We start from the raw sequence: 26,956 nt of genomic DNA on the forward strand, positions 1-26,956 counted from the left end.
CTTTCACGCCGCCAGAATCTGGCATCATGCGTGCCTGCGCCGCGTTTGCTCGCTGTCTGCGTTTTGCACCGACGCCCGCTTACGCGGCCCCTTCAATTTCAGACGCCTGCTCGCTACATGATCGAACTGAAGAACATCGACCTGCTCACCGACCCGGCCGCGCAACGCGTCGTCAAGGACGAAACCGTCGCCGTGCAATTCGCCGCGGGCGACGGCGAACTGATGAGCCTCGAAGGACCGAACCGCTATACGCTCGGCGACGCGCTGATCACGGGCTCGACGGGCGACCGCTGGGTCGTGTCGCGCGAGCGCTTCGACGCGAAGTACCTGCCCGCCGATACTGCGCTCGTCCACGGCGAACCCGGCGCGTATCGCAACCGCCCGGCCATCGTGCTCGCGAAGCAGATGAACGAAGCGTTCTCGCTCGCGCGTTCCGCGCAAGGCGGCGACGTGCTCAAGGGCACGGCAGGCGACTGGATCATGCAGTACGCGCCCGGCGACTACGGCGTCGTGCAGGCCGCGCGCTTCGCCAAGGTCTACCGGCGCGCCGACTGAGCGCGCGCGGCATGCCCGTGCCTGCCCGGTGCCTGCTGTCGAACGAGACCCGTCCGGCTCCCCTCACGCGAACTCGTCGCCGAGCTCGACCGTGACTTCGCGCGGCACGTTCTTGCCCTGCGCATGCTCTTCTTCCAGCGATCCCAACGTCGCCTCCACGTACGCGCGCAACACCGCGAAACTGCGGCCGCGCGCACGCGGCGGCATCGCGCGGTAGCGTGCGAGCGCGGCAGGCGCGAGCGCGACCGTCAGTTCCATCCTGCGCGCCGTCGAACCGAAGCGCATCGCGACCCAATGCACGACGACCTGCGGCACGCCGTTTTCGTCAGGGCGCTCGATGAACTGCGTCTGCTCGGGAAAGAGATCGCTGATGACGCGCGCCAGTTCTTCGATCTCGGGGTTCGCGCATTGGTACTGATAGGCTTCCATGTCGTTGGCTTCTGGCCTGTTGGTCTAGATGGGCAAATGGTGCGCGGGGGCTGTCCGTTTCACGCGGCGCGCCTGTGCAATCTGATCAGCGCGGCCGCCACAGCAATGGCCACGAGCGCGTAGATCGCATCGACGGCCACGAGCGGCAACAGCTGCGCCTGTGACAGCGCAGCGGGCACATCGATCAGCGCATGCGCGACGACCGCAAGGGGCAGTATGGCACGCGATCCCGCGCGCACGCCGCGCCACATCAACACCGACAGCCCGATCTGAAACACCAGCGCCGCCACGCGCTCGAGCACGAAGATGCCCGCCATCGCCGGCGACAGGCTCGCGAGCAGCACATGGATGCGCAACATCGACTCGGGCGGAAGGTTGGCGAGATACGTATCGAGCTGGCCGCGATCCGCGAGCACGCCGAACGCGATCCACTGCGCCTGCACGAGCACGCCGACGAACCACGCCTCGGCGCCGCCATGACCCAGACCGTACGCGAGCGCCGTACCGTCCGCGCGGCCGGGGTTCGATGCGCGCCGCGCGAGCCAGCGCATCGCGATGAAGCGCCCTACCTCCTCGCAGATCCCCGCGATGAATACGCCATAGACGACGAACGCCAGCGGATTCGACAGCCATCCGCTCGCGGCCGCGTTCTGCCGCAACAGGTAATCGTTGAGCGCGCGCTCGATCACCATCGCGGACAGCGCGAACACGGCGATGCCCGCTATCGCGTCGCGCCGGTTCAGCGCGAACGGCATGCGCCAGCGGCGGTACAGAACGATGGGAAGCACCGCGACGCAGATCGTCGCGGCGGCGAGGACGGCAAGCGTGATGGGTGAAACGGGTAAGACGGGCATGGGCCGGGGTGTGGAATCGGTGCGCAGCAGGCGCGTGAACCAGGCTGCGCAACTGCGCAATCCGCCGCGCATTGTAAGCGCGCCGCCGGCCGAATGCCCGAAGTTCAGCGTGCCGTCGACGCGCGCTCGATCAGTTCACCCGGCAACAGGCAGTCGCGCGCGCTGGCCTGCGCGCCGTCGATGCGCTCATGCAGGAACTCGACGGCGCGATAGCCGATGTCGTAGGTCGGCTGGCGGATCGTCGTGATGCCGGCGAGTTCGGCCCATTCGGGATCGTCGATCGACAGCAGCGCGACGCGCTTCTGCCAGTTCGCGCCGTGCCGCTGGTTCAGGTGCCGCGCAAGCGCCAGCGCGACGGGACCGTTCGCCGCGAAGAGCGCGACGCGTGGCGCTGCGGATGAAGCGAGCGCGCCGTCGCGCTGTTCGCGCGCGGCGATCGCGGCATCCAGTTCGGCATCGAGCGCGCTCAGTGTCTGCGCGAGTTCGTCCGCATCGTCGAGTTCGAGCACGACGGTGCGCCCGCTCGCCTGCGGATACTGCCGCAATGCCTGATGAAATGCGGCTTCGCGCTGGCGGCGCGAGCTGATGTGCGCGAACGGCTGCACGACGAACCATAGCTGATCGAAGCCGCGCTCGACGAGATGGCGGGTCGCGAGCGCCGTCGCGCCTTCGTTGTCGAGCCCGACCATATCGGCGACGAGCCCTTCCACCGACCGGTCGACCAGCACGGCCGGAATCCCGCCGCCGCCGACAGGCCGCAACGTCTCTTCGCTGACCCCGAGTGCATTGACGATCACGCCTTCGACGCGGTAAGTGGTCAGCAGTTGCACGAAGCGCCGCTCCATATCGACTTCGTTCGCCGCATGGCAGATGAGCGGCATATAGCCGAGCGCGTGACACGCGGCCTCGACGCCTTGCAGCACTTCGACGGAATACGGGTTCGTCAGGTCGGCGACGAGCATGCCGATCAGCCGGTTGCGGCCGCGCTTGAGTCCACGCGCCATCTGGTTCGGCTGATAGTCGAGCCGCTCGATCGCGGCTTCGATGCGCGCGCGCAGTTGAGGCGACAGCACGCTGAGCTCGCCGTTCAGATAACGCGAGATGCTCGTCTTGCCCGTGCCCGCCTCGCGGGCGACGTCGCTGATGGTTGCGCGGCGCGGCGCGCCAGCCGTCGGCGTGCTCATCGCGACAGCACTTCGCGGTTGACGATGTTGATCTTCAGCGTGCCGTCGAGCGCGCCGACCAGGTTTTCCGCCGCGCAGCGCGCCATCGCGTGACGCGTCTCGTGCGTCGCCGAGCCGATATGCGGCAGCGCGACCACATTCTTCATGGTCAGCAGCGGCGAGCTTGCGTCGAGGGGCTCCCGGTCGAACACGTCGAGTCCCGCGCCGTGGATCGTGCCCGCCCGCAACGCTTCGATCAGTGCGTTCTCATCGACGGTCTGTCCGCGCGACGCGTTGATCAGGATCGCGCTCTTCTTCATCTTGCGCAGTTCGCTCGCGCCGATCAGGTGACGCGTTTGCGGCGTCAACGGCACTTGCAGGCAGACGAAGTCGGAAGTCGCGAGCAGTTCATCGAGCTCGACGCGGCGCGCGCCGTAGCGCTCTTCAGCCTCTGCGTTCGCGCTGCGGTTCGTGTACAGCACCTTCATGTTGAAGCCGAGCGCGGCGCGCCGCGCGACCGCCCCGCCGATGCGCCCCAGCCCGACGATGCCGAGCGTCTTGCCCTGCACATCGACGCCGAACAGCTCCGGCCCGATGCTCGCCTTCCACTCGCCCGCCTTCACCCAGTCGGCGAGTTCGACGACGCGGCGCGCGCTCGCCAGGATCAGCGAAAACACGGTGTCTGCCGTCGATTCCGTCAGCACGTCCGGCGTGTGTGCGAGCACGATGCCGCGCTTCGTCAGATCAGCGACGTCGAAGTTGTCGTAGCCCACTGAGATCGTCGAGAGCGCCTTGAGCTTCGTCGCGCCGTCGAGCATGTCGGGTGCGATCTTCACGCTCGCGCCGATCGCGCCGTCGGCGTCGTTCAGCGCGGCAACGAGCGCGTCGCGCTGCGCGGCGTCCACCTGCACGACTTCGGCATGCTGCTGGAGATACGCCAGCACATCATCCGGCAACGGCTTGTAGGCGACGATCTTTCGCTTCATCGATTCACTTTCCTTGCAACGGAGTGGCGAGCGTCGAAGTCTGCATCGGCTGCGACTTGACGGCAAGCGTCAGCACCACGGCGGCGACCAGCGCGACGCTCATGAACACGTACGACGCAGCAGGCGAGCCCGTCGCGCCGTTCAGATAACCGACCACATAGGAGCCGACAAACGAGCCGAGCGCCCCCATGCTGTTGATCAGCGCCATCGCGCCGCCCGCGACGTTCTTCGGCAGCAGTTCCGGCACGATCGCAAAGAACGGGCCGTACGGCGCGTACATCGCGGCGCCCGCGATCACGAGCAACGCATATGACATCCAGAAGTGCGTCGAGCCGAGCGCGTACGAGCCTGCAAAAGCCGCCGCGCCGATCAGCAGGAACGGCCACACGAACGCGCGCCGGTTGTTGAGTTTATCCGACGCCCATGACGCGGCGAGCATCGCGATCGTCGCGGCCAGATACGGCAGCGCGGAGAGCCAGCCCGTTTCGACCATGCCGAGCGTCGAACCGTTCTTGAGAATGGACGGCAGCCACAGCACGAAGCCGTACACGCCGATGCTCCAGCAGAAATACTGCGCGCACAGCTTGATGACGGCGGGCGTGCGGAACGCTTCGCCGTAGTTGCGCATTGGCTTGATCGCGGCCTGCTCGGCGTGCAGCGTGTCGGCGAGCTGCTGCTTGTCGGCATCCGACAGCCACGAGACCTGCTCGGGCTTGTCCTTCACGATGAACCACCAGCACACGGCCCAGACGACGGCGGGCAGGCCCTCCGCGACGAACATATGCCGCCAGCCGAACGAATGCACCAGATAGCCCGACACGACCGACATCCACAGCACTGTCACCGGGTTGCCGAGAATCAGGAACGTGTTCGCGCGCGAGCGCTCGCGCTTCGTGAACCAGTTGCTGATGAAGATCAGCATCGCGGGCATCACGGCCGCCTCGACGACGCCGAGCAGGAAGCGGATCACCATCAGCGACGGAATGTTGCTGACGATACCCGTCAGCGCCGCGCAGCCGCCCCACAGCACGAGGCTCCAGAATACGAGCTTTTTCACGCTGCGCCGTTCCGCGTAGATCGCGCCGGGAATCTGAAAGAAGAAGTAGCCGAGGAAGAATAGTGCGCCGATCAGCGACGACAGCCCCTTGCTGATGCCGAGATCCTGATTGATGCCGGCTGCGGCCGCAAAGCCGTAGTTCGCGCGGTCGAGATAGGCGAGGCTATAGGTGATGAACACGATCGGCATGATCGTCCACCAACGGCGAATCGCGAGTGATGATGACATTGATGTCTCCTTTGTTGTCCTGTATTACTCGATACGTCGAGCGCGCCTGTCACGCGGCCATCACATCGGCGCGTTCGAAGGCATCGAGTTCGGCGCGCGTCGGCAGGCCCTCCGAATCGCCGATCACCTGGATCGCGAGCGCGCCGATACGATTGCCGCGCGCCACCGCCCGCGGCAGCGCGCGCCCTTCGAGCAGTCCGCTCACCACGCCGACGGCGAAGCCATCGCCCGCGCCGACGGTGTCGACGACGTGCTCGACGGGCTGCGCCGCGACGATCCCCGAATCGGTTGCCGTGCGGTAGTACGCGCCTTGCGCGCCGAGCTTGACGATCACGCCCTTCGCGCCACGATCGAGATAAAACTGCGCGATGTCTTCCGCTTTCGTGTAGCCCGTCAGAATCGCGCCTTCACCGATGCCGGGCAGCACCCAGTCGGCAAACGTCGCCAGCTCGTTCAGCGCGGCAGCCATCGCTTCGCGCGACGGCCATAGCGTCGGGCGCAGGTTCGGATCGAATGAGATCGTCTTGCCCGCCTGCCGCATTTCGCGCGCCAGATGGAGCGCCAGTTCGCGCGAGCTCGCCGAAATGGCGGGCGCGACGCCCGTCAGGTGCAGATGGCGCGCGGGCAGCACGTACTGCGGCACGTAGTCGGCGAGCGACAGATGGCTCGCCGCCGAGCCCTTGCGGAAATACTCGACGGCGGGGTCGCTGCCGTCGTCGTTCTTCGACTTCAGCTGAAAGCCCGTCGGATAACGCACATCCGTCGTCACGCAGCTCGCGTCGATGCCTTCCTTCGAGAGCGTGTCGCGCACGTACTGGCCGAACGAATCCGCGCCGACGCGGCTCATCCAGCCCACCTTGAAGCCCAGCCGCGACAGCCCGATCGCCACATTGAGATCGGCGCCCGCGACGCGCTTCGTGAACTGGCCGACGCCCGCAAGAGGGCCCGTCTCGGCCGCGACGAACATCGCCATTGCTTCGCCGTAGGTGATGACATCAAGTGTCGGATGCATGAATTCTCCTCGTGATGCTCGTGATTCAGTCCGCGGCCGCCGCTTTCACACGGACGCAAGCCATGCGACGTAGTGCGACGCATCGGCGGCGAGGCGCTGCGCGTCGAACGGAAATTCGATGCCGCGCGGCACGTCGCGCGGCAGCAGCGGCAGCACGGCCGCGAACACGGGGTCGGCGGCGGGCGCGACGGCGAACCGGCGCGCGCCCTCGCCCGCGACCGCCTTGCAATGGATGTACTCGACGTGCTTCGCCAGCTTGCGCGCCGCTTCGACGGGATCGACGCCCGGCCATTGCCAATTGCCGATATCGAACGTCATGCCGAGCACGCTGCTGCGCCGTTCCTTCGCGAGCGCATCGAAGAGTCCCTCGAACTGCGCGAGCGAGCCGCCGCGCGTCAGTTGCCCGTTCTCGACGACGAGGCGCGCCGCGATACCCTTCGTGCACATCGCGATTGTGTTGCCGTGCGCGCGTCCCGCGAAGCCGCCCAGTTGCAGCTTGACGAAGCGCGCGCCGAGCGCCGTCGCTTCGATTAGCGCCTCACGCAGCGCGGCTTCGTCGAGCGCGCCGTCGGGCGCGTAGAGTTCGGCGGGCGTCGAGTACACGGACCACATCCCGCATGCCGCGATCGCCTTGCCGAGCGCGGAAAGCGCCTCAGATGTCGCCTCCGCCTCCAGCGCGAACAGCTCCCGGCGCACTTCGAAACCGGCGGCGCCCGCCTGGGCTGCTGTCTTCAGCCACGCGTGATGACCGCTCTTGCGGATCGCGTCCACCCCAAATGCGCTCGCCACGATGACGACTTTCGGCATGAGAACCCACCCTATTTCGGCTCGAATCGGCCTTTGGAATCGGTTCCAAAGACGGGTATTAAAAAAGCGCGGCAGCGCTCGTTGCGAATACTGCGCCGCCGTGCGTGCCCACGCCATAGTGGAAATCCCTAAACGGGCACGGCCTCCGTCCCGGGCCGGGCGTCGCCGTTCAGGCACAGTTCGAGAAAACGCCCGACGATGCGCGACGGCGCGCTCGCGTGCGGCACGAGGATCGAAAAACGGCGCGTGAGCGGCTCGGGGCCGAGGGGCAAGCGGCACAGCGCTTCGTCTTCGTGGCGCATCGACATCGCCGACACGAAGCCGACGCCCATGCCGGCGCGCACCGCCTCCTTCACGCCCTCGACGCCCGCGATCGCCAGCGCGACCCGCATCGGCACGCCCGCCCGCGCGAATCCGCGTTCGATCAGTTGCCGCACGCCCGAACCCTCCTCGCGCAGCACCAACGCATGCGCGCTCAGATCGGCGAGCGTCACAGCCGCGAGGCCCGCGGCAGCAAGCGGATGGGTGCGCGGCATGATCGCGACGATCTCGTCCTCGCGCCACGGATGAACGGCGGTGTCCGGCGGCAAATCGGAACCGACATGCCCCTCGACCAGCGCGATATCGAATGAAGCGAGCGCGCCAATGATATCCGCCGTGTTGCCGTCGTCCGTATGCACGGTGAGGTCGGGATACCGGCGGGTGAACTCGGCGATCAGATACGGCAGCAAATAGCTCGCGGGCGTCGTGCTCGCGCCGATGCGCAGCGTGCCCTGCTCCATGCCGCGCAGCGCGTCGCGGTACGCATGCGCCTGGCGGAACGTGTCGCGCAGGCGCGCGGCGTAGCTCGCCAGTTGCTCGCCGGCGGGCGTGAGTCGCACGCCGCGCCCATCGCGCAGGTACAGCGGCTCGCCGAATTCGTCCTGCAACTGGCGCAACTGGCCGGACACGGCCGGCTGCGACAGATGCAGCGCAAGCGCGGCCCGGCTGATGTTGCGATGCTCGGCGACGGCGGCGAACGTTATAAGCTGATCGGGGGTCATGGCGTGAATGTATCAGACTAGCCGATACATTACATTCTAAATCACGATTTTTCATATTCATATATCTAAATTAGGATTGCGCCATCGCTTCAAACAGCTTGACCGAAGAGGTTGAAACCCATGACCACCACCCATCCCCACGCCGTCCCAGCGTCCGCGCCGTCGACGCGCGGCCAGATAAACGGAATCCTGTTCGTCGCGCTTTTTGCGGCGGCCGTCACGCGAATCGCCGCGATTCCGTCCATCGCCGGTCTGGGCATTAGCCCGCTGATCGTCGGCATCGTCGGCGGGATGATTTATGGCAATGCGCTGAAAGACGGCATGCCCGCAAGCTGGGCGGCCGGCGTCAATTTCTCGGCGCGCAAGCTGCTGCGCATCGCGGTCGCGTTCTTCGGGCTGCGCGTGAGTATTCAGGAAATCGCGCAGGTCGGCCTGCCGGGCCTCGCCGAATCGCTGCTGATCGTGGTCAGCACGCTCGTGATCGGCACCTGGGCGGGCATGAAGCTGATGAAGCTCGATCGCGACAGCGCGCTGCTCACGGCAGCGGGCAGCGCGATCTGCGGCGCGGCGGCCGTGCTCGCCTTCGAATCGACGCTGCAATCGAAGCCGCACAAGAGCGCGATGGCCGTCGGCAGCGTCGTGCTGTTCGGCACGCTGTCGATGTTCCTCTATCCCGCGCTGCTGCGCGCCGGCATCATCCATCTGGACACGACGGGCGTGGGCCTCTTCTTCGGCGGCACGATCCATGAAGTCGCGCAGGTGGTCGGCGCGGCGAGCAACGTGAGCCCGGAAGCGACGCATATCGCCACCATCGTCAAGATGACCCGCGTGATGCTGCTCGTGCCCGTGCTGCTCGTCGTCGGCATGTGGGTGAGCCGCTCGGCCCGCGCCGCTAAAGGTGCGCACGATGCAGCCGGCCATGCGCCGCGCAAGCTCGCCGTGCCCTGGTTCGCTCTTGGCTTTCTCGCCTGTGTCGCCGTGAACTCGCTGCATATCCTGCCGGAAGCCGCTACCAGCACGATCAACATGCTCGACACCTTCGCACTGACAATGGCCATGACCGCGCTCGGCATCGAAACGCGTCTGTCGCAGATCCGCGACGCCGGCCCCCGCGCGCTGACGACCGGTCTGATCCTGTATGTGTGGCTCTTCGCAGGCGGTCTGGGCATCACATGGCTCGTCCAGCATCTGCTCGGCTAAGCCCCGCTCCCCTTCGATCAAGCCTCGCCTCGCGCGAGGCTGTTGTGCTTTTCGCGCGGCATAATTCTGGCTTCGAACCGATTGCACGCGCGGCATCAACCGACGCCGCTGCCAACCGAGTGAGGACCGATCGATGACTTATCAACTCTACTACTGGGATGGATTGCAAGGCCGAGGCGAATTCGTGCGGCTGGCACTGGAAGAAGCGCGCGCCGATTACGTCGAAGTCGCGCGCGGCGATGAGAACGACGGGCTCGGCACGGGCTCGATGATCGACGTGATGAACAGCAAGTCTGAGCCCTATCCGCCCTACGCGCCGCCATTCCTGCAGGACGGCGACCTGATCGTCTCGCAGACGGCGAACATCCTGTTCTACCTCGGACCGAAGCTGAACCTGGCACCGAACATCGAAAGCCTGCGCTACGTCGCGAACGGCCTGCAGCTGACCATCGCCGACATGGTCACGGAAGCCCACGACACGCATCACCCGCTCGCCTCGGGCATGTACTACGAGCAACAGAAAGAAGCCGCGAAAGTCCGCGCGACGGATTTCATCGATCATCGCATCCCGAAGTTCATGCGCTATTTCGAGCGCGTGCTCGGGCAGAACCCCGCCGGCGACGAGCACATGGTCGGTGACACGCTCACTTACGTCGATCTGTCGATGTTCCAGCTGATCGACGCCCTGCACTATGCATTCCCACGCGCGATGAAGCATTTCGGCGAGCACTATCCGCGTCTCGCCGCGCTGCACGACGCCGTGCTCGAGCGCCCGAACATCGCCGCGTACCTCGCATCGGAACGGCGTCTGCCCTACAACGAGGCGTGCGTGTTTCGCCACTATCCCGAACTCGACAAGGACCTGCGCTGAGATCAGCTGACTTCGCCGTTTCACCATGTCCCGGGCGCGCGAGCAGGCACCGTGCGCCGCCCTTAAAACCCGAGTCGCGCGATGGTATTCTCGCGCGCACGCGCCGACGCACAACCCACCTTCAGACGCCCCTCCTGCCGTGCTTTCATTCCTGCTGAGACTGCGCACACGCGCCGCCAATCTGTTCCGCCTGTCCGATGCGCACACGATGCTGGTGTGGTCGGTGATCGTCGGCATTGCGGGCGCCTTCGCGACGATCGCGTTTCGCGAAGGCATTTCGCTGCTGCAGCGCATATTCACCGGCCAGGACGGCAGCCTCGTCGAAATGGCCAAGCGCCTGCCGCTTGCGATGCGCATCGCGCTGCCCGCGTTTGGCGGCCTGATCGCGGGCGCTTTGCTGCTCGTCGCGCAACGCGGCGCGGACAGGAAACAGCACACCGACTACATGGAAGCTGTTGTGATCGGCGACGGTGTCGTGCCCGTTCGCGTCAGCTTGTGGCGCAGCGTGTCGTCGCTGTTTACGATCGCGAGCGGCGGCTCGATCGGCCGCGAGGGTCCGATGGTGCAACTGGCGGCGCTGTGCGCGTCGCTGATCGGGCGCGTCGTGCATTTCGATCCGCCGCGGCTGCGTCTGCTCGTCGCGTGCGGCGCGGCGGCGGGCATCACGTCCGCCTATAACGCGCCCATCGCGGGCGCGTTTTTCGTCACCGAAATCGTGCTCGGCTCGATCGCGATGGAAAGCTTCGGGCCGGTCGTGGTGTCGTCGGTGGTGTCGAACATCGTGATGCGCGAATTCGCCGGCTACAAGCCGCCTTACGAAATGCCCGTGTTTCCGCCCGTCGCGGGCCTCGAAGTGCTGCTCTTCGTCGCGCTCGGTCTGCTGTGCGGCGCGGCGGCGCCGCAGTTCCTGCGCCTGATCGACATCAGCAAGGCGGGCTTTCGCCGCCTGGCCATGCCGTTGCCCGTGACGCTCGCGCTCGGCGGCCTCGTCGTCGGCATCCTGTCAGTGTGGACGCCCGAGGTGTGGGGCAACGGTTATAGCGTCGTCAACTCGATCCTGCATTCGCCGTGGACCTTGTCGGCGCTCGTCGTCGTGCTCGTGTTCAAGCTGATCGCGACGGCGGCCACCGTCGGCTCGGGCGCCGTGGGCGGCGTGTTCACGCCGACGCTCTTCGTCGGTGCGGTGCTCGGCTCGCTGTTCGGGCTCGGCATGCACGCAATGTGGCCGCACGGCACGTCCGCGCCGTTCGCGTACGCGATGGTCGGCATGGGCGCGTTTCTCGCGGGCGCGACCCAGGCCCCGCTGATGGCGATCCTGATGATCTTCGAAATGACATTGAGCTATCAGGTCGTGCTGCCGCTGATGGTGTCGTGCGTGGTCGCGTACTTCGCGGCGCGCGCGATCGGCAAGACGTCGATGTACGAGATCACGCTGCACCGCAACCGCGAAGAAAAAGAACGCATGCGCCTGCGCTCGACGCAGATGCGCGAGCTGATCCGCCCGCCGCAGACCGTGGTGCAACCGAACGCGACCGTGCACGACATGACGCGCGTGTTCCTCGAATATCCCGTCAAGTATCTGTACGTGACGGACGGGAATGGCTGCTTTCTGGGCGTCGTCGCATTGAAGGACATCACGTCCGATCTGCTCGACAAGCGCGAAACCGCGACGAAGACAGCCGCGGACTATCTGCAGCCGCATTTCGACGTGCTCACGCCTGACATGCCGCTTGGCGTGGCGCTTCAGCATTTCATGGCGTTCCAGGGCGAACGGCTGCCCGTCGTCGAAAGCGCGGCGCGGCCGACGCTTGCGGGCGTCGTCTACAAGACCTCGCTGCTCGATGCGTACTTCCGCATGAATCCGGCGCGATAGCGCCGTTCCCGCTCGCGCCGTTCCCGTTCGGCGCATGGCAAAGCGCGGCAATTTCCCTACAATGAATTGTCCATAAACGAGCCGCATCCCGCGTCGCATGGCGCTGAGCAACGCCGGCGGCGATGCGCGCTTTCGCGAACGGGAGCAAGGATGAGCGAGCCGTCCATCGATGCCGTGCGCCGCGATCATGCGGGCTGGATCTTCGTACACACAGAAGGCGAGCCGTACGACCGCGGCGAACAGCACGGCCAGCTGCTCGCCGCCGAAATCCAGAACGCGATCCGCACGGCCCGCTACCTCGCGAAATGGGACACGGGCGAAGAATTCGATACGTTCATCGATGCCGCCGTCCAACAGTTCGCGCCCAGAATCGACGCCGAATTCGCCGACGAAATCCAGGGCATCGCGGACGGCGCGAAGCTCACGTTCGCCGAAGTGCTCGCGTGGAACGGCTACATGGACCTGCTGCAAAGCTGGTGGCCGCAGCACGCCGCGCGGCAAAAGCCGGAACTCGGCCTGAAGCCGTGGCGCGGACGGCGCGGACATCATTGCAGCGCGTTCATCGCCACGGGCAGCGCAACCCGCGACGGCCGCATCGTGATGGCGCACAACTCGTGGGACCGCTATGCGGCGGGCGACGCGTTCAACGTCGTCTTCGATATCGTTCCCGAATCGGGCAACCGCATTCTGATGCAGGGGCTGCCCGGCTGCATTTCGAGCCTGACGGACTTCTGGGTGACGTCGGCGGGTCTGTTGGTGACGGAAACCACGATTTCGAATTTCGCGGGCTACAACGCGTCGGGCGCGCCGGAGTTCTATCGCTCGCGGCGCGCGACCCAGTATGCGAACAGCATCGGCGAATGGTGCGAGATGTTCGCGATCGCGAACAACGGCGGCTATGCGAACAGCTGGCTTCTCGGCGACACGAAGACGGGCGAGATCGCCCGCTACGAGCTCGGCCTGCACTACTCCGGCTTCGAAAGCACGAAGGACGGCTTCTACAGCGGCTACAACACGGCCACCGACCTGAAGATCCGCAACCAGGAATGCATGGGCGAAGGCGAGGACTACACCGACGTGCGCAGAAACGGCGCGCGGCGGCTACGCTTCATGCAGCTGGAGGAGATGCATCGCGGCAAGATCGACGTCGAGCTCGCGAAGGCGATGATCGCCGATCATCACGACGTCTACCTCGACCGCCCCGACAACCCGTGCTCGCGGACCATCTGCGGACACCTCGAACTCGACGACCAGCGCTTCGGCGGCTCCGACCACGGCCCGTTCAACCCGTGGGGCGCGAACGATGGCAAGGTCGTCGACAGCGAGATGGCGCGCGACATGGCGTTCTTTGCGCGCTGGGGCCATCCGTGCGGCCGCCCTTTCGACGCGCAGGCATTCATGAAACGCCACCCGCAATGGAACTGGCTGAACGGCTACATGCGCGACCGGCCCTCGTGGCCGTGGACGCGATTCGACGTGCTGCGCTAGACAATCAGACGCCGGGTTAACGCGATCCGCTTTCTACATACGGGATGCCCCCCGCGCCGCACGGCGCGCGCGCCGGCGCGGCGACGCGCGACGTCACGCGGCGAAAGCAGCCCGAACATCCGGCATCAACCGCCAAAGCCACCCTTTCCCGGTGCCTCACCCGTGCTTGTAAAAATAACTGGCGTAATATGTTGAGAACGCGCGGTGCTCGCAGACGGCATCCGCGCCGGGCGGGCGCCACTCCGCCGCCACCGGAATGGCATAACGCTTGCTGCAGTTCCTGCGCTGCATGGCAAAAGGAGGTCGAGCGATGAAAACCTCGACGCTGTTGATCATGGTGACGTTGTCGGCCTCTTGCTTCGCGGCGCCCGTCCATATGGCGAAGGACGGCACGCTCGACACGGCCGCCGCCCGCGCCAACTCCGCACCCGTCGCGCCCGCCGCGCCGGACGTCGCGGCCCAGACGGACATCAGTCCCGAGCGGTGGGAGCACATTTCACTGCCCAAATCACGGCACCTGGAGCGCGGCTTCATCGCGCAGGACGAACATCTGCAGACATGACGGCGCGCGCCATCCTGATCCGAGCCACGGATGGCCCGCACCCGTCGCCAACTTTCAGAACACTGGAGCGCGAGCATGACGGGATCGGCTATTCCTGGTGAATCGATTGACCTGCAGATTGCGGATATCCTGCGTGGCGTGACTTACCCGCTGAACAAGGACGCACTCGTCGACGCGGCGCGCGAGGCTGGCGCGAGCAACGAAGTGCTGTCAATGCTCGACGGCCTGCCCGAGCAGGATTACGCGGATATCGACTCCGTGACCAAGCTGATCGGCAGCAATTTCGGCCCAGGCCTCAGCATCTGAACCCCATCCGGCATGCGCAAGCGAACCACCACACGGCAGGCCGAAACGCCTTTGCTGCAAAGCGAGGCATGCCCGAGCGCGCCTGGCCACGCGGATTCGTCATCGGCCGAACGGGCAACGCGCGACTGGATCCGGCGCGCGCCCGCGCAGGGCGGCGTCGAGCGCATCGAGGCCTTCTTCCAGCACAACGGCTACGCGCTGCATCGGCACGATACATACGCGATCGGCCGCACGCTTGCGGGCGTGCAGAGCTTTCATTACCGGCGCAGCGTGTGCAACAGCCTGCCTGGTGGAACGATGGTGTTGCACCCCGACGAGGCGCACGACGGCCAGGCGGGCACCGACGAAGGCTTTCGCTACCGGATGATTTACGTCGAACCCGCCCTCTTCCAGGCGGCGCTGGGAGGCAAGCCTTTGCCGTTCATCGAGGGCGGCCTGTCGAACGATCCGCGCCTCGCGGCGGCGACAGAAGCGTTGCTGCAAGGCATCGACCGCGCACTGGATCCCCTCGAACTGGACGACGCCCTCTTCGATCTCGCGCACGCGCTCGATGCCGTGTCGGGCGCGCGGCCGCTGCGCGCCAGCGCCGATTTTCGCGCGGCGCAACTGGCGCGCGACTACCTCCACGCGGCGCTGGAGCGCGCCGTCACGCTCGACGAACTGGCTGCCGCGAGCGGGCGCGACCGCTGGAGCCTGTCGCGCGACTTCCGCGCGTTTTTCGGCACCAGCCCGCACCGGTATCTGACGATGCGCAGGCTCGACGCCGCGCGTCAATCGATGCTGCGCGGCACGACGCTCGCGGACGCCGCCGCTGACGTCGGCTTCGCGGATCAGAGCCATATGACGCGGCATTTCATGGCCGCTTATGGCGTCACGCCGTCGCGCTGGCTGAAGATGCTGCAAAGCCAGCAGAATCGCTGAATCGCCCGGGTGGATGACACCAGCGCGGGCTCGCACAAACGTTCAAGACGCTCTGCCCGCAGTCGCCTACAGTGGATGACCTCGACTTCAGCCAGGAGCCACCATGTCCGCCCACCCCTATCGCGCGATCAATCTCACCGACAAGCTGAGCCGCATCCACGACCAATGGCAGCCGCGCGTGGTCGCCGAGATGAACGACTACCAGTTCAAGGTGGTCAAGATCGAAGGCGATTTCATCTGGCATGACCACGCCGATACCGACGAAACCTTCATCGTGCTGGAGGGCGACCTGCGTATCGACTTTCGCGACGGTGCAGTGCGTCTGGCGGCGGGAGAAATGTTCGTCGTGCCGAAAGGCAAGGAGCACAAGCCCTACGCCGAAAAAGAAGTGAAGCTGCTATTGATCGAGCCGCGTGGCGTGAAGAATACGGGCAGCGAAACGAGCGAACGCACAGCGGCCAACGACGTATGGATCTGACGGGCCGACCTGCCGTCCATCGCCCTGCGTGAAGGGCGAGCGCGGCGTCCGCGCCCCGCGCCTCACTCCATCATCCTGCCGAAGACGACGCGTGCAAAAAAATTGCCCAGCACCTCTTCCGTGCGTTCGCCCGAAACGCGCTGCGGATCGACGGTGAAGAAAAACTGCATGCCGTCGCATAAGCCCATCAGCCCGAGCGCCAGCGTTTCGGCGGGCAACGGCAGCGGCGTGCCGACGCGCACCGAAAACTCGGTGATGTATTCGCTCAACTGCTCGACTTTCTCGTGAAGGAACGCGTTGAAGCGCGCGCGAAAGCGTGCGTCGCGCGCGGCGAGCAGCTTCGCTTCGACCCATAGCAGGAAATACTTGTTGTCGCGCGGCAGACGGCTGTAGTAGCGCAGCACGTTCGCTTCCATTTCCTCGCGCGTCGCGTTCTCTTCGAAGATGCTGTGCAGTTCCGCCTGCATGGATTCATGGTCGCGCCGCAGCAGTTCGAGAAAGAGCTCGGGCTTGCTGCGGAAGTTCGAATAGAACGCGCCGCGCGTGTATCCCGCCGCCTCCGCGATGTCTTCGACACTCGCCGCGACGAACCCCTTCTTCATGAAAATGGCTTGCGCAGCATCCAGCAGACGCAGGCGCGTCTGATCCTTGCTCTGTTCGCGTGTGAGTCGTTGGCGTTTCATGTTTGACAGTCTAGCATCGATCCACGACGAGATTCATCTTTGCATTCAAATACATGCATGTATTAGAATGCAAACCAACATCTGAAGCAGCGAGCCGCTTCGCTGCATGTCGTCGGTGGCCTCTGGCTTGCCGTAACCGTTCGCATCACCAGCCTGGGGGTATCGTGAATCGTTCCCGTCGTGGCGCGCCGCTCATCGCGCGTAAGCCGTTTTGCTCAAGCGCGTCAGTTCAGGCATCTGCGCCGTCGTCCCGTCTGCTGTTTCACCGTGCGAAGCTCGGCGTGATCGTCATCGCGGGCGCGCTGACGCTGGCGGCGTGCCACCGCAACGAAGCCGCCGCGTCCGCGCCGCGGCCCGTCGTGGCCGTCGCCGCGCATCCCGACGGGTTGCCGCTTGCCGCGTCGCTGCCTGGCGAAGTGCAGGCGCGCTATTCGACGCCGCTGTCGTTCCGTATCGCTGGCAAGATCATCGAGCGGCGCGTGAGGCTCGGCGACGTCGTACAGAACGGCCAGATCGTCGCGCGGCTCGATCCCGCCGACGCGCAGAAAAATGCCGCCAGCGCCAGCGCCCAACTCGAAGGCGCGCAGCACCGGCTCGTCTACGCGAAGCAGCAGCTCGATCGCGACCGTGCGCAGGCGCGCGAGAACCTGATCGCGCAAACCCAGCTCGAACAAACGGAAGACGCCTACGCGTCGGCGGCGGCACAACGCGATCAGGCCGCGCAGCAGGCCGCGCTCGCGAAAGACCAGTTGCAATACACGACGCTCGCCGCCGATCACGCGGGCGTGATCACGGCGGAACAGGCGGATACGGGGCAGAACGTGTCCGTGGGACAGGCCGTCTACAACCTCGCGTGGTCGGGAGACATCGATGTCGTATGCGACGTGCCCGAGGGCGCGCTCGCTTCGCTGCGCGCCGGCCAGGCGGCAACCGTCAGGCTAGGCGCGCTGCCCGGCCGCACGTTCAATGCGCGCATACGCGAGCTGTCACCCGCCGCCGATCCGCAAAGCCGCACATACCGCGCGAAACTCACGCTCGAGCAACCCGGCCCGGACGTGCGTCTCGGCATGACGGCCGACATCGACTTCGCGCACGATGGCGCGTCGAATCACCCATCCCTGTTCACGCTGCCCGCCACCGCGCTCTTTCATGACGGCACGGCGCCCGCCGTCTGGGTCGTGCGCAACGGCAGCGAGCAGCTGGAACTGCGCCGAGTGCAGGTGGCGCAATACGGCGAGCGGACCATCGCGATCTCGCACGGTCTGAACAATGGCGAGCGTGTCGTCTGGCAAGGCGTGCATACCGTGACGGCGGGAGAAAAGGTCCGCGTCGTGCCGCCGCTGCATCCCGAGGATTTCGCGTCATGAGCGCAGCGCACGACGAAGAGGGACGCTTCAACCTGTCCGCGTGGGCGCTGCGTCACCAGGCACTGGTCGTTTTTCTGATCTCGCTCGCGACGGCATTCGGCATCCTCGCCTATACGAAGCTCGCACAATCGGAAGATCCACCGTTCACCTTCCGCGTGATGGTGATCCGCACGTTCTGGCCCGGCGCGACGGCGCGCCAGGTGCAAGAGGAAGTCACCGACCGCATCGGCCGCAAGCTGCAGGAAACACCCGCGATCGATTTTTTGCGCAGCTACTCGCGCCCCGGCGAATCGCTGATCTTCTTCACGATGAAGGACTCTGCGCCCGTCAAGGACGTGCCGCAAACCTGGTATCAGGTGCGCAAGAAGGTCGGCGATATCGGGCAGACGCTGCCGCAAAGCATTCAGGGACCGTACTTCAACGACGAATTCGGCGACGTCTACACGAACATCTACACGCTCGAAGGCGATGGCTTTTCGGCGGCGCAGCTGCACGACTACGCGGACGAATTGCGCACGGTGTTGCTGCGCGTGCCCGGCGTCGCGAAGGTCGACTATTTCGGCGACCCCGACCAGCACATCTATGTCGAGATCACGAACACGCAGCTGACGCGCCTGGGCATTTCGCCGACGCAGCTCGCGCAGGCGATCAGCTCGCAGAACAGCGTGTCGCCGTCCGGCACGCTGACGACCCGCGACGACCGCGTGTTCGTGCGTCCCACGGGGCAATTCACCGACCTGAACGCGCTCGCCGACACGCTGATCCGCATCAACGGCCGCTCGTTCCGGCTCGGCGACATCGCGGCGATCAAGCGCGGCTACGACGATCCGCCCGTCACGCAGATGCGCTTTCAGGGCAAGCCCGTGCTCGGCATCGGCGTGACGATGCAGCCCGGCGGCGACGTGATCCAGCTCGGCAAGGCGCTCGACGCGAAGATGACGGAATTGCAGGCGCATCTGCCCGCGGGACTGAAGCTGGCCGAAGTGTCGAGCATGCCGCGCGCGGTCTCGCGTTCCGTCGACGATTTTCTCGAAGCCGTCGCCGAAGCCGTGGCGATCGTGCTCGTCGTGAGTCTCGTCTCGTTGGGCGTGCGCACGGGCATGGTGGTCGTGATCTCGATCCCCGTCGTGCTCGCCGCCACCGCGCTGTGCATGTATCTGTTCGACATCGGCTTGCATAAGGTGTCGCTGGGCACGCTCGTGCTCGCGCTCGGCCTGCTCGTCGACGATGCGATCATCGCCGTCGAAATGATGGCCGTGAAGCTCGAACAGGGCTGGAACCGCACGCGCGCCGCAGCCTATGCGTACACGAGCACCGCTTTTCCGATGCTGACGGGCACGCTCGTCACTGTGTCGGGCTTTCTGCCCATTGCGCTCGCGAAGTCGAGCACGGGCGAATACACGCGCTCCATTTTCGAGGTGTCGGCGATTGCGCTGATCGCGTCGTGGCTCGCCGCCGTCGTGCTGATCCCGATGCTCGGCTATCACCTGCTGCCCGAGCGCAAACGGCAAGCGCACGAGCCGGATGACCACGAGCACGATATCTACGGAACGCGCTTCTATCGAAGGCTGACGGGCTGGATCAGCTGGTGCGTCGAGCGGCGCTTCGTCGTGCTCGCGATCACCGTGATTCTGTTCGTCGTGTCGCTGGCGGGCTTCACGCTCGTGCCGCAGCAGTTCTTCCCAAGCTCGGACCGGCCCGAACTGCTCGTCGATGTGCGGCTGCCCGAAGGCGCATCGTTCGAGGCCACGCTGCGCCAGGCGCAGCGCATCGAAAAAGCGCTCGAAGGCCGGCCCGAGATCGACCATGCGGTGGACTTCGTCGGCACGGGCGCACCGCGCTTCTATCTGCCCCTCGACCAGCAGTTGCAGCAGCCGAACTTCGCGCAGTTCGTGATCACCGCGAAGTCCATCGAAGACCGCGAAAAGCTCGCGCGCTGGCTCGAACCGAAGCTGCGCAATGACTTCCCGGCGATCCGCACGCGTCTGTCGCGCCTCGAAAACGGCCCGCCCGTCGGTTACCCCGTGCAGTTTCGCGTGAGCGGCGACGACATTGCGACGGTGCGTGGCATCGCCGAAAGAGTCGCGGCGACGATGCGCGCGAACCAGAACACGGCAAACGTGCAGTTCGACTGGGACGAACCCGCCGAGCGCTCGGTGCGCTTCGAAGTCGATCAGAAGAAAGCGCGCGAGCTCGGCGTCACGTCGACGGACGTATCGAGCTTTCTCGCGATGACGCTGTCCGGCTACACGGTCGCGCAATACCGCGAGCGCGACAAGCTGATCAGCGTCGATCTGCGCGCGCCGAAGAACGAGCGCATCGATCCGTCGCAACTGCTGACGCTCGCGATGCCGACGCCCAGCGGCTCGGTGCCGCTCGGCACGCTTGGCCGCATGCGCAATGACCTCGAATACGGCGTGATCTGGGAGCGCGACCGTCAGCCGACGATCACCGTGCAATCCGACGTGCGCGGCAACGCACAAGGGATCGACGTCACGCATGCCGTCGACAGACAGCTTGCGCAGATCCGCTCGACGCTGCCCGTCGGCTACCGGATCGAGATCGGCGGCTCGGTCGAGGAAAGCGCGAAGGGACAGACGTCGATCAACGCGCAGATGCCGATCATGGTCATTGCGGTGCTCACGCTGCTGATGATTCAGTTGCAGAGCTTCGCGCGCGTGCTGATGGTGGTGCTCACGGCGCCGCTCGGCCTGATCGGCGTGGTCGCGACGCTGCTGTTGTTCGGCAAGCCGTTCGGCTTTGTCGCGATGCTCGGCGTGATTGCGATGTTCGGCATCATCATGCGCAACTCGGTGATCCTCGTCGATCAGATCGAGCAGGACATCGCGCAGGGGCACAAGCGCTTCGATGCGATCGTCGGCGCGACGGTGCGGCGCTTCCGCCCGATCACGCTGACGGCGGCGGCCGCCGTGCTCGCGCTGATTCCGCTCTTGCGCTCCAACTTCTTCGGCCCGATGGCAACCGCGTTGATGGGCGGCATCACGAGCGCGACCGTGCTCACGCTGTTCTATCTGCCCGCGCTGTACGCCACGTGGTTCCGCGTGCGCGGCGACGAGCGCGATCCGCGTCCCGCGCCGTCCGAACATTCGGGGAATTGATCATGAGCTTCTCTTCGATGACCCGTACGGCTTGCGCATCGGCCGTGGCCGTGTGCGTTGCCGCCGCCTGCTCGTTCGGCCCCAACGGCAATCCGCCCGCGATGCCCGAGCCCACGCATTACGGCGCCGAGCCACAGCCGACGCAGACTGTGCCCGCGCAAGGCGTCGCGCAGCAGTTCGTCGTCGGCGCGAAGGCGGTGCCGCAGTGGTGGCGCGCGTTTGAATCGGACGAACTCAATGCGCTCGTCGATGAAGGCTTGCGCAACAGCCCGAGCCTCGCAGCCACCGACAAGAGCCTCACGGCCGCGCGCGAACAGTTGCGCGCGCAGATCGGCGGCAACATGCTGCCGAGCATCGATGCCGGCGGGCAGGCCACGCGGCAACGCGCGCTCGGCATTCCCGAGGTCGGGCCGAATACGTTTCTGTACAACGTGTTCGTCGGCCAGTTGCAGGCGCAGTACACGTTCGACATTTTCGGCGCGTCGCGGCTGGCGAATGCGGCGCTCGCTTCGCGCGTGAACGTGCAGGCGTATCAGTTCGACGCGGCGCGGCGCGCGCTGGCCGCGAACATCGTGACAGCGGCGATCTCCGCGGCGATGCTCGACGCGCAGGTGCAAACGACCGAGCGCCTTGTCGCGCTCGCCAACGAGCAGGCACGCGACACGCAGCGTCGTTACGATCTCGGCGCAGTGCCCCATACCGATCTGCTCAATGCACAGCAGAGCGCCGCGTCGCTCGCCGCGAGCCTGCCCGCCGCGCGCCAGCAACTGCTGACGACGCGCCACGCGCTCGCCGTGCTGCTCGGGCGCACGCCGGACGAGGCGCCGCCGCCTCTGGATCTGGCGTCGCTGCATGTGCCCGGACAGGTGCCCGTGTCCGTGCCTTCGGATCTGCTGGAGGCCCGCCCGGACATCCAGGCGGCCGATGCGACGCTCAAGGCGGCGGCCGCCGATGTCGGCGTCGCGACGGCGCAGATGTTTCCGAGCCTGACGCTGAATGCATCGATGGGACAAGGCGGATTTAGCTGGCCCCTCGCACTGTCGGGCGCGGGGGCGATCTGGAGCATCGGCGCATCGCTGACGCAGCCGATCTTTCATGGCGGCGCATTGTTCGCGCAGCGGCGCGCGGCTGTCGCTTCGTATGATGCCGCGACGTCGCAGTACAAGCAGACAGTGCTCGCCGCGTTTCAGAATGTCGCGGACACGCTGGCTTCGCTCGAGCATGACGCGCAGTCGCTCGATGCCGCGAATGTCGCGGCGCGCGCGGCGCAGCGCTCGTTCGAAGAAACGTCGGCGCGGTATCGGTTGGGCGCGGTGCCTGTGACGGCGTCGCGCTCCAGTGAACAGCAGTATCGCAACGCAAGGCTCGATGAGATCCGCTATACAGGCGCGCGGTTGAACGATACGGCGGCGCTGTTTCAGGCGATGGGCAATCCGCCGCCTTCAGGCGATGCGAAATCCGCTTCCACCACGGGTCCGGCCGCTGCGCAGTGAGTCCGCGCGACACGGTTATCCCCAGTTTTTGGGGAAGAGGTTGTTGAGAACGTCGGGACAAGCGAGCTAAACCGTTGAGCCAGCAACGGTTTTGGCTCGCGATGTGGATTGCGCGCTGCCGTTTTGCCGCGCGTTATCAACAGATTCCGTTGACAGGGCTGTTGATAAGCTCTGGACAATTGCGCCAAGCCGTTGACCCTGCATCGAAATCGTCTGTTGATGCACGCGCCGCAAGCAGAAAAAAACGCGCCCATGATGTCCACCACGGGCGCGTCCTTCAGCACATCAAAACCTCACGCCATCACGGCTTGTTCGACTCGAACAGATCCATGATCTGCTTTTTCTCCGTCGACGTGACATTTGGTGGCGGCGCGGGCGGCGTCATGCCCGCGGGCCCGACGCCACCCACGGCATCGCCGCCGCTCGCCAGCGGATTCGACGAATCCATGCCGATGCTCGCGACAAACCCGCTGCCCGGCGTCATATCCGCATAGAACAGTTCGCCATCGACGCTCGTCACGCCCGGCGGCATTTCCGGCTCGGCCTGCGGCACGCCCCGTAGCGCGCGCTGCATGTACTCGACCCAGATGGGCAGCGCCAGTTGAGCGCCGAATTCGCGGCTGCCAAGCGACTTCGGCTGGTCGTAGCCCATCCACGCAACGGCCACGAGCGACTGCTGATAGCCGGCGAACCAGCCGTCCTTCGCGTCGTTGGTCGTACCCGTCTTGCCCTGCAGGTCGCTACGATGCAGCACGTTCGTGCCCGCGCCCGTGCCCGCCGTCGCGACGGAATGCAGCAGGCTGTTCATGATGTACGCGTTGCGCGGCTCCAGCGTGCGCGGTGCATCGCGGCCCGCCGTCAGCGGCTGCGCGCGCGACAGCGGCTGGCCGTGCGCGTCATCGACTTCGGCGATCAGATATGGATTGATCCGGTAACCGCCGTTCGCGAACACGCTGTACGCACCCGCCGACTGCAATGGCGTGACCAGTCCCGCGCCGAGCGCCATCGGCAGATACGGCGGCGTCTTGTCGGCGTCGAAGCCGAAACGCTGCGTCACGTAGTCCTGCGCGTACTTCGTGCCGATGTACGACAGAATGCGGATCGACACGAGATTCTTCGACTTCTGCAGCGCGAGACGCAGCGGCATCGGGCCGTCGGGCTGGTCGTCGTCCTTCGGCTCCCACGCGTCGCCGCCAGGCGCGCTCGGCGGAAAGTACAGCGGCGCGTCGTTGATGATCGTCGCCGGTCCGAGGCCCTTGTCGAGCGCGGCCGAATAGATGAACGGCTTGAAGCTCGAACCCGGCTGGCGCCACGCCTGCGTGATGTGGTTGAACTTGTTCTTGTTGAAGTCGAAGCCGCCGACGAGCGCGCGGATCGCGCCATCCTGCGGCGTCATCGACACGAGCGCGCCTTCCACTTGCGGCAGTTGCGTGATCTGCCAGTTGCCGTTCGCATCCGCGATCAGGCGCACGATCGAACCCGCCCGGATGCGCTGTGCCTGCGCCGCGCGTGCCGACAGCGAGCCGGCCGCGAAGCGCAGGCCGTCGCCCGTCACGCTCGCCTGCGTGCCGTCGAGCAACTGTGCCTTCACTTCCTTCGCCGTCGCCGATGTCACGACGGCGGCCACGATCTCACCGTTGTCCGGATGATCGTTCAGCGCGTCTTCGATTGCCTCGTCGCGCTCGTCGCCCGCTGGCGGCAGTTCGATGAAGCCTTCCGGACCGCGATAGCCGTGACGGCGCTCATAGTCCATCACGCCCTTGCGCACCGCGCGATACGCGGCTTCCTGGTCGGCGGAGTCGATCGTCGTCGTGACGTTCAGGCCGCGCGTATAGGTTTCGTCCTTGTACTGCGCGTACATCATCTGGCGCACCATCTCCGAGATGTACTCGGCGTGCACGCTGTACTCGTTGCCCGCCGTCTTCGTATGGATCTCTTCCTTGACGGCCTGGTTGTACTGCGCTTGCGTAATGTAGTTCAGACCGAGCATCCGCTTGAGGATGTACTCCTGACGGATCTTCGCGCGCTTCGGATTGACGACCGGGTTGTACGCGGACGGCGCCTTCGGCAACCCGGCCAGCATCGCCGCTTCGGCGAGCGTGATGTCCTTCAGGTCCTTGCCGAAGTACACGCGCGCGGCGGCCGCAAAGCCATACGCGCGCTCGCCCAGATAGATCTGGTTCATGTACAGCTCGAGAATCTGGTCCTTGGTCAGCGCGCGCTCGATCTTGTACGCGAGCATCATTTCGTAGACCTTGCGCGTGTACGTCTTCTCGCTCGACAGGAAGAAGTTGCGCGCGACCTGCATCGTGATCGTGCTCGCGCCCTGCGACGAGCCGCCGTGCATGATGTCGGCGAAGCCCGCGCGCAAAATGCCGATGAAGTCGACACCGCCATGCTCATAGAAACGGTAGTCCTCGATCGCGAGCACCGCCTTTTTCTGCACGTCGGGGATGTCCTGGAACCGCACGAGGCTGCGGCGTTCCTCGCCGAATTCGCCGATCAGCACGTGGTCCGCCGTGTAGATGCGCAGCGGCACCTTGGGCCGGTAATCGGTCAGCGCATCGAGGGAAGGCAACTGCGGCCCCATCACGACGAGCGCGTAGCCGACGATCAACGCGCCGACCACCAGCACGGTCGCAAACAGCCCGGCGAACCACATCGCAATCGTGCCGCCAATCGAGCGGCCGCCGCGCTGGCCACGCTCGTCGCGGTCGTCTTCTTCACGCTGCGCGTAGCGGTAGTCGCGGCTCGGGTTGTCGTTGCTGCCGAAAGATGGCTCGCGCCCTGGGTGCCTGGAAGAACTGGAAGAATGCGGTCGTTTAATGATTGGCATGACTGGAATGATTGGCGCTTTTCTGCACGCCGGCTATGCTCGCGCAGTGCGCTCGAATCGTGATCGTGGTGCCGCTCGTGCGGGCGCAGCGCGACATCGTTTCGCGCCAGAGAGCGGCGTCTTGCCGCCGATGCAGCGGCAGCGGCGCGCAGGACGCACACGGCGCAGCGCAACGCAGGTCGGCGGCTCTGCCCCGACGACAAGCACCGCGCGGCACGCTACCCCGGCCGGTCGCACGGCGCGCCGGTGCAATGTCTGGCGCAACGTAACAGCGCATTTTAAAGAAATCAAGCGGCGCAGAACGTGATTTTTTTGTAAGAATTCCCTCATGATTGCGCCCCGAAGTGCCGAAAAACACTAGGCGAGACTGCGCGAGCCGTCGTGCGGCACGCTCGTGCGGTTATCAACATATCCCGTGGAGAGCCCTGTGGACAATCTTCGCGCAACTCTGGCAACCCATTGATGTGACAGCAATTTTACGCCCCGCCTGATTTGCGGGCGCGCGCCACCGCGCATCGCGTTTTAGTCTTATGATGATTCGACGCGCGCCAAGCAGGCCTCGCCAACCTGCCCGGATTCCTCCGCAGTTCAACACCAACAATGAACGCGAGCCGATCTATGAACAAGCCTAGCGAACGCATCGTCGTCTTCGTGACGCCCGCGCAGAAACGCGCCATCTCCGCAGCGGCGGACAACCTGGGCATCAGCATCAGCGAACTCATGCGCCGCGCGGTGTTGAGCTTCGGCGCGACCAGCGAGCAGGTCAAGGCGGCGAGCATCGTCGACCGGCTACGCGCGCCGCGCGGGCCGGACGCGTTGAACGAAGCGCTGCAGCGCGTCGCCCGGGCGAGCAACCGGCTCCGGCAAAACACACCTGCCGCGCTAAAGCCGGCCGCGACGCGCGGCAAGCCGGCCGCAAGCGACAGCGATAGCGTCTTCGCAGACGCCGACGCTCAGCACGACACGCTTGCGCCGATCGATCTCGCGCGCCCCGTCGATCCCGCCAATCCCTTGACGGCCGTTTCTCCCGTTGCAGCGCTCGCGGCCGCCAGCACGCTCGAGCATCGGGACGAAGATGCCGCTGAGGCAGCCGCGCGCGTCGCGGCCGCGAAAGCCGCCGCGCTGGCGTCGCGCGACGCGCCCGACACCCGCCGCGCGCATGCCGATCCGCACATCGACACACATGCCGACGCGCACACGCCATCCAGACCGTCCACACTGCTGTCATCGAAAGGCGGCGCCACCCGCAAGCGCCCGCACGAGCAGGAAGACGACGAAGCGGGCGTCGATCCCGCGGAAGGCAACGGCCGCTTCGCCTGAGCCCTGCGCTGTCATGTGGCGATGCATCGTCGGCTATCCGAAAGAATCCAACAGCGCGATTTCACCAATCTGCCGACCTGACTCCTTCGTCTCGTTGCCCTCGCGCGCGCATGTCGCAAACCGTGCGAATGCAGCCGCCGCGACCCGCAAGAAATGGCACTTTAAGACCGTTTTAAGGGTGCGCGTGGTGTAATATCCGCGAGCTGTTGAACACCCGTTCATGTACCCGTCGCAACGTGCATCCGAAGCGTCACGAGCGTTTAAATTTGTTTGCGGCTATTGCATTCCTCACGCGCGCCCCGATG

General features: G+C 65.6%; 23 protein-coding genes. 13 read left to right on the plus strand and 10 right to left on the minus strand.

Annotated elements, in window-relative coordinates; all coding sequences use genetic code 11:
- Positions 1–117 precede the first annotated feature (117 nt).
- Complete coding sequence (locus J8I87_RS08945; RefSeq protein WP_209931092.1) at positions 118–555, plus strand: PGDYG domain-containing protein; 438 nt, start codon at positions 118–120, stop codon at positions 553–555.
- Between the two features lie 63 nt (positions 556–618).
- Here the strand turns inward: J8I87_RS08945 and J8I87_RS08950 are convergent, their stop codons facing one another.
- The 8 genes from J8I87_RS08950 to J8I87_RS08985 form a co-directional block, all read right to left on the minus strand.
- Positions 619–984, minus strand: a complete 366-nt coding sequence (locus J8I87_RS08950; protein WP_209931093.1) for a DUF3022 domain-containing protein — start codon at positions 982–984, stop codon at positions 619–621.
- A 59-nt stretch (positions 985–1,043) separates the two neighbouring features.
- Complete coding sequence (locus J8I87_RS08955) at positions 1,044–1,838, minus strand: YhfC family intramembrane metalloprotease (RefSeq protein ID WP_209931220.1); 795 nt, start codon at positions 1,836–1,838, stop codon at positions 1,044–1,046.
- Between the two features lie 104 nt (positions 1,839–1,942).
- The gene (locus tag J8I87_RS08960; protein WP_209931094.1) at positions 1,943–3,022 is read right to left on the minus strand and encodes a LacI family DNA-binding transcriptional regulator; all 1,080 of its coding nucleotides are present in this window, start codon (positions 3,020–3,022) and stop codon (positions 1,943–1,945) included.
- Positions 3,019–3,987: a D-glycerate dehydrogenase gene (locus J8I87_RS08965; RefSeq protein ID WP_209931095.1), complete on the minus strand. Its 969-nt coding sequence runs from the start codon at positions 3,985–3,987 to the stop codon at positions 3,019–3,021. Before J8I87_RS08965 ends, J8I87_RS08960 begins: the two co-directional genes overlap by 4 nt.
- A 4-nt stretch (positions 3,988–3,991) precedes the next feature.
- Entirely contained in the window at positions 3,992–5,272 is a 1,281-nt protein-coding gene (locus J8I87_RS08970) for an MFS transporter (protein ID WP_209931096.1), read from the minus strand.
- A 49-nt stretch (positions 5,273–5,321) separates the two neighbouring features.
- Positions 5,322–6,284, minus strand: coding sequence for a sugar kinase (locus tag J8I87_RS08975; RefSeq protein ID WP_209931097.1), 963 nt, complete (start codon positions 6,282–6,284; stop codon positions 5,322–5,324).
- 45 nt (positions 6,285–6,329) lie between these two features.
- Complete coding sequence (locus J8I87_RS08980; RefSeq protein ID WP_209931098.1) at positions 6,330–7,091, minus strand: sugar phosphate isomerase/epimerase family protein; 762 nt, start codon at positions 7,089–7,091, stop codon at positions 6,330–6,332.
- Positions 7,092–7,219: 128 nt separating this feature from the next.
- A complete protein-coding gene (locus J8I87_RS08985; protein ID WP_209931099.1) occupies positions 7,220–8,134 on the minus strand; it encodes a LysR family transcriptional regulator in 915 nt (304 codons plus the stop codon).
- 120 nt (positions 8,135–8,254) lie between these two features.
- Between J8I87_RS08985 and J8I87_RS08990 the strand changes: the two genes are divergently transcribed.
- The 8 genes from J8I87_RS08990 to J8I87_RS09025 all read left to right on the plus strand — a co-directional run bounded on the left by J8I87_RS08990 (position 8,255) and on the right by J8I87_RS09025 (position 15,833).
- Positions 8,255–9,334, plus strand: coding sequence for a YeiH family protein (locus J8I87_RS08990; protein ID WP_209931100.1), 1,080 nt, complete (start codon positions 8,255–8,257; stop codon positions 9,332–9,334).
- 133 nt (positions 9,335–9,467) lie between these two features.
- Positions 9,468–10,205 carry a glutathione S-transferase gene (locus J8I87_RS08995; protein ID WP_209931101.1) on the plus strand — a complete coding sequence of 246 codons (738 nt, stop codon included), beginning with the start codon at positions 9,468–9,470 and terminating at the stop codon, positions 10,203–10,205.
- A gap of 139 nt (positions 10,206–10,344) precedes the next feature.
- Complete coding sequence (locus J8I87_RS09000) at positions 10,345–12,078, plus strand: ClcB-like voltage-gated chloride channel protein (protein ID WP_209931102.1); 1,734 nt, start codon at positions 10,345–10,347, stop codon at positions 12,076–12,078.
- Between the two features lie 150 nt (positions 12,079–12,228).
- Positions 12,229–13,566 (plus strand): C45 family peptidase, encoded by a 1,338-nt coding sequence (locus tag J8I87_RS09005; protein ID WP_209931103.1) that lies wholly within the window; start codon positions 12,229–12,231, stop codon positions 13,564–13,566.
- A gap of 310 nt (positions 13,567–13,876) precedes the next feature.
- The gene (locus tag J8I87_RS09010) at positions 13,877–14,128 is read left to right on the plus strand and encodes a hypothetical protein (protein ID WP_209931104.1); all 252 of its coding nucleotides are present in this window, start codon (positions 13,877–13,879) and stop codon (positions 14,126–14,128) included.
- A 75-nt stretch (positions 14,129–14,203) separates the two neighbouring features.
- On the plus strand, positions 14,204–14,434 hold the full coding sequence (locus tag J8I87_RS09015) for a DUF2795 domain-containing protein (RefSeq protein ID WP_209931105.1): 231 nt from the start codon (positions 14,204–14,206) through the stop codon (positions 14,432–14,434).
- Between the two features lie 12 nt (positions 14,435–14,446).
- Positions 14,447–15,355, plus strand: a complete 909-nt coding sequence (locus J8I87_RS09020; RefSeq protein WP_245253808.1) for an AraC family transcriptional regulator — start codon at positions 14,447–14,449, stop codon at positions 15,353–15,355.
- A 103-nt stretch (positions 15,356–15,458) separates the two neighbouring features.
- Complete coding sequence (locus J8I87_RS09025; RefSeq protein ID WP_209931106.1) at positions 15,459–15,833, plus strand: cupin domain-containing protein; 375 nt, start codon at positions 15,459–15,461, stop codon at positions 15,831–15,833.
- Between the two features lie 62 nt (positions 15,834–15,895).
- Here J8I87_RS09025 and J8I87_RS09030 read toward each other — a convergent pair whose 3' ends face one another.
- Positions 15,896–16,516, minus strand: coding sequence for a TetR/AcrR family transcriptional regulator (locus J8I87_RS09030; protein ID WP_209931107.1), 621 nt, complete (start codon positions 16,514–16,516; stop codon positions 15,896–15,898).
- Positions 16,517–16,773: 257 nt separating this feature from the next.
- On the opposite strand from J8I87_RS09030, the gene J8I87_RS09035 reads away from it, so the two are divergent.
- The 3 genes from J8I87_RS09035 to J8I87_RS09045 are packed head-to-tail and all read left to right on the plus strand — an operon-like array spanning position 16,774 to position 22,495.
- The gene (locus J8I87_RS09035) at positions 16,774–17,883 is read left to right on the plus strand and encodes an efflux RND transporter periplasmic adaptor subunit (RefSeq protein ID WP_245253822.1); all 1,110 of its coding nucleotides are present in this window, start codon (positions 16,774–16,776) and stop codon (positions 17,881–17,883) included.
- Positions 17,880–21,002, plus strand: a complete 3,123-nt coding sequence (locus tag J8I87_RS09040) for an efflux RND transporter permease subunit (RefSeq protein ID WP_209931109.1) — start codon at positions 17,880–17,882, stop codon at positions 21,000–21,002. Before J8I87_RS09035 ends, J8I87_RS09040 begins: the two co-directional genes overlap by 4 nt.
- A gap of 2 nt (positions 21,003–21,004) precedes the next feature.
- Positions 21,005–22,495: an efflux transporter outer membrane subunit gene (locus tag J8I87_RS09045; RefSeq protein WP_209931110.1), complete on the plus strand. Its 1,491-nt coding sequence runs from the start codon at positions 21,005–21,007 to the stop codon at positions 22,493–22,495.
- Between the two features lie 301 nt (positions 22,496–22,796).
- Here the strand turns inward: J8I87_RS09045 and J8I87_RS09050 are convergent, their stop codons facing one another.
- Positions 22,797–25,331 (minus strand): penicillin-binding protein 1A, encoded by a 2,535-nt coding sequence (locus tag J8I87_RS09050; RefSeq protein ID WP_209931111.1) that lies wholly within the window; start codon positions 25,329–25,331, stop codon positions 22,797–22,799.
- Positions 25,332–25,949: 618 nt separating this feature from the next.
- Between J8I87_RS09050 and J8I87_RS09055 the strand changes: the two genes are divergently transcribed.
- Positions 25,950–26,651 (plus strand): plasmid mobilization protein, encoded by a 702-nt coding sequence (locus J8I87_RS09055; RefSeq protein WP_209931112.1) that lies wholly within the window; start codon positions 25,950–25,952, stop codon positions 26,649–26,651.
- Positions 26,652–26,956 lie beyond the last annotated feature (305 nt).

It is taken from the genome of Paraburkholderia sp. LEh10, from assembly GCF_017814945.1.
Lineage (GTDB): Bacteria > Pseudomonadota > Gammaproteobacteria > Burkholderiales > Burkholderiaceae > Paraburkholderia.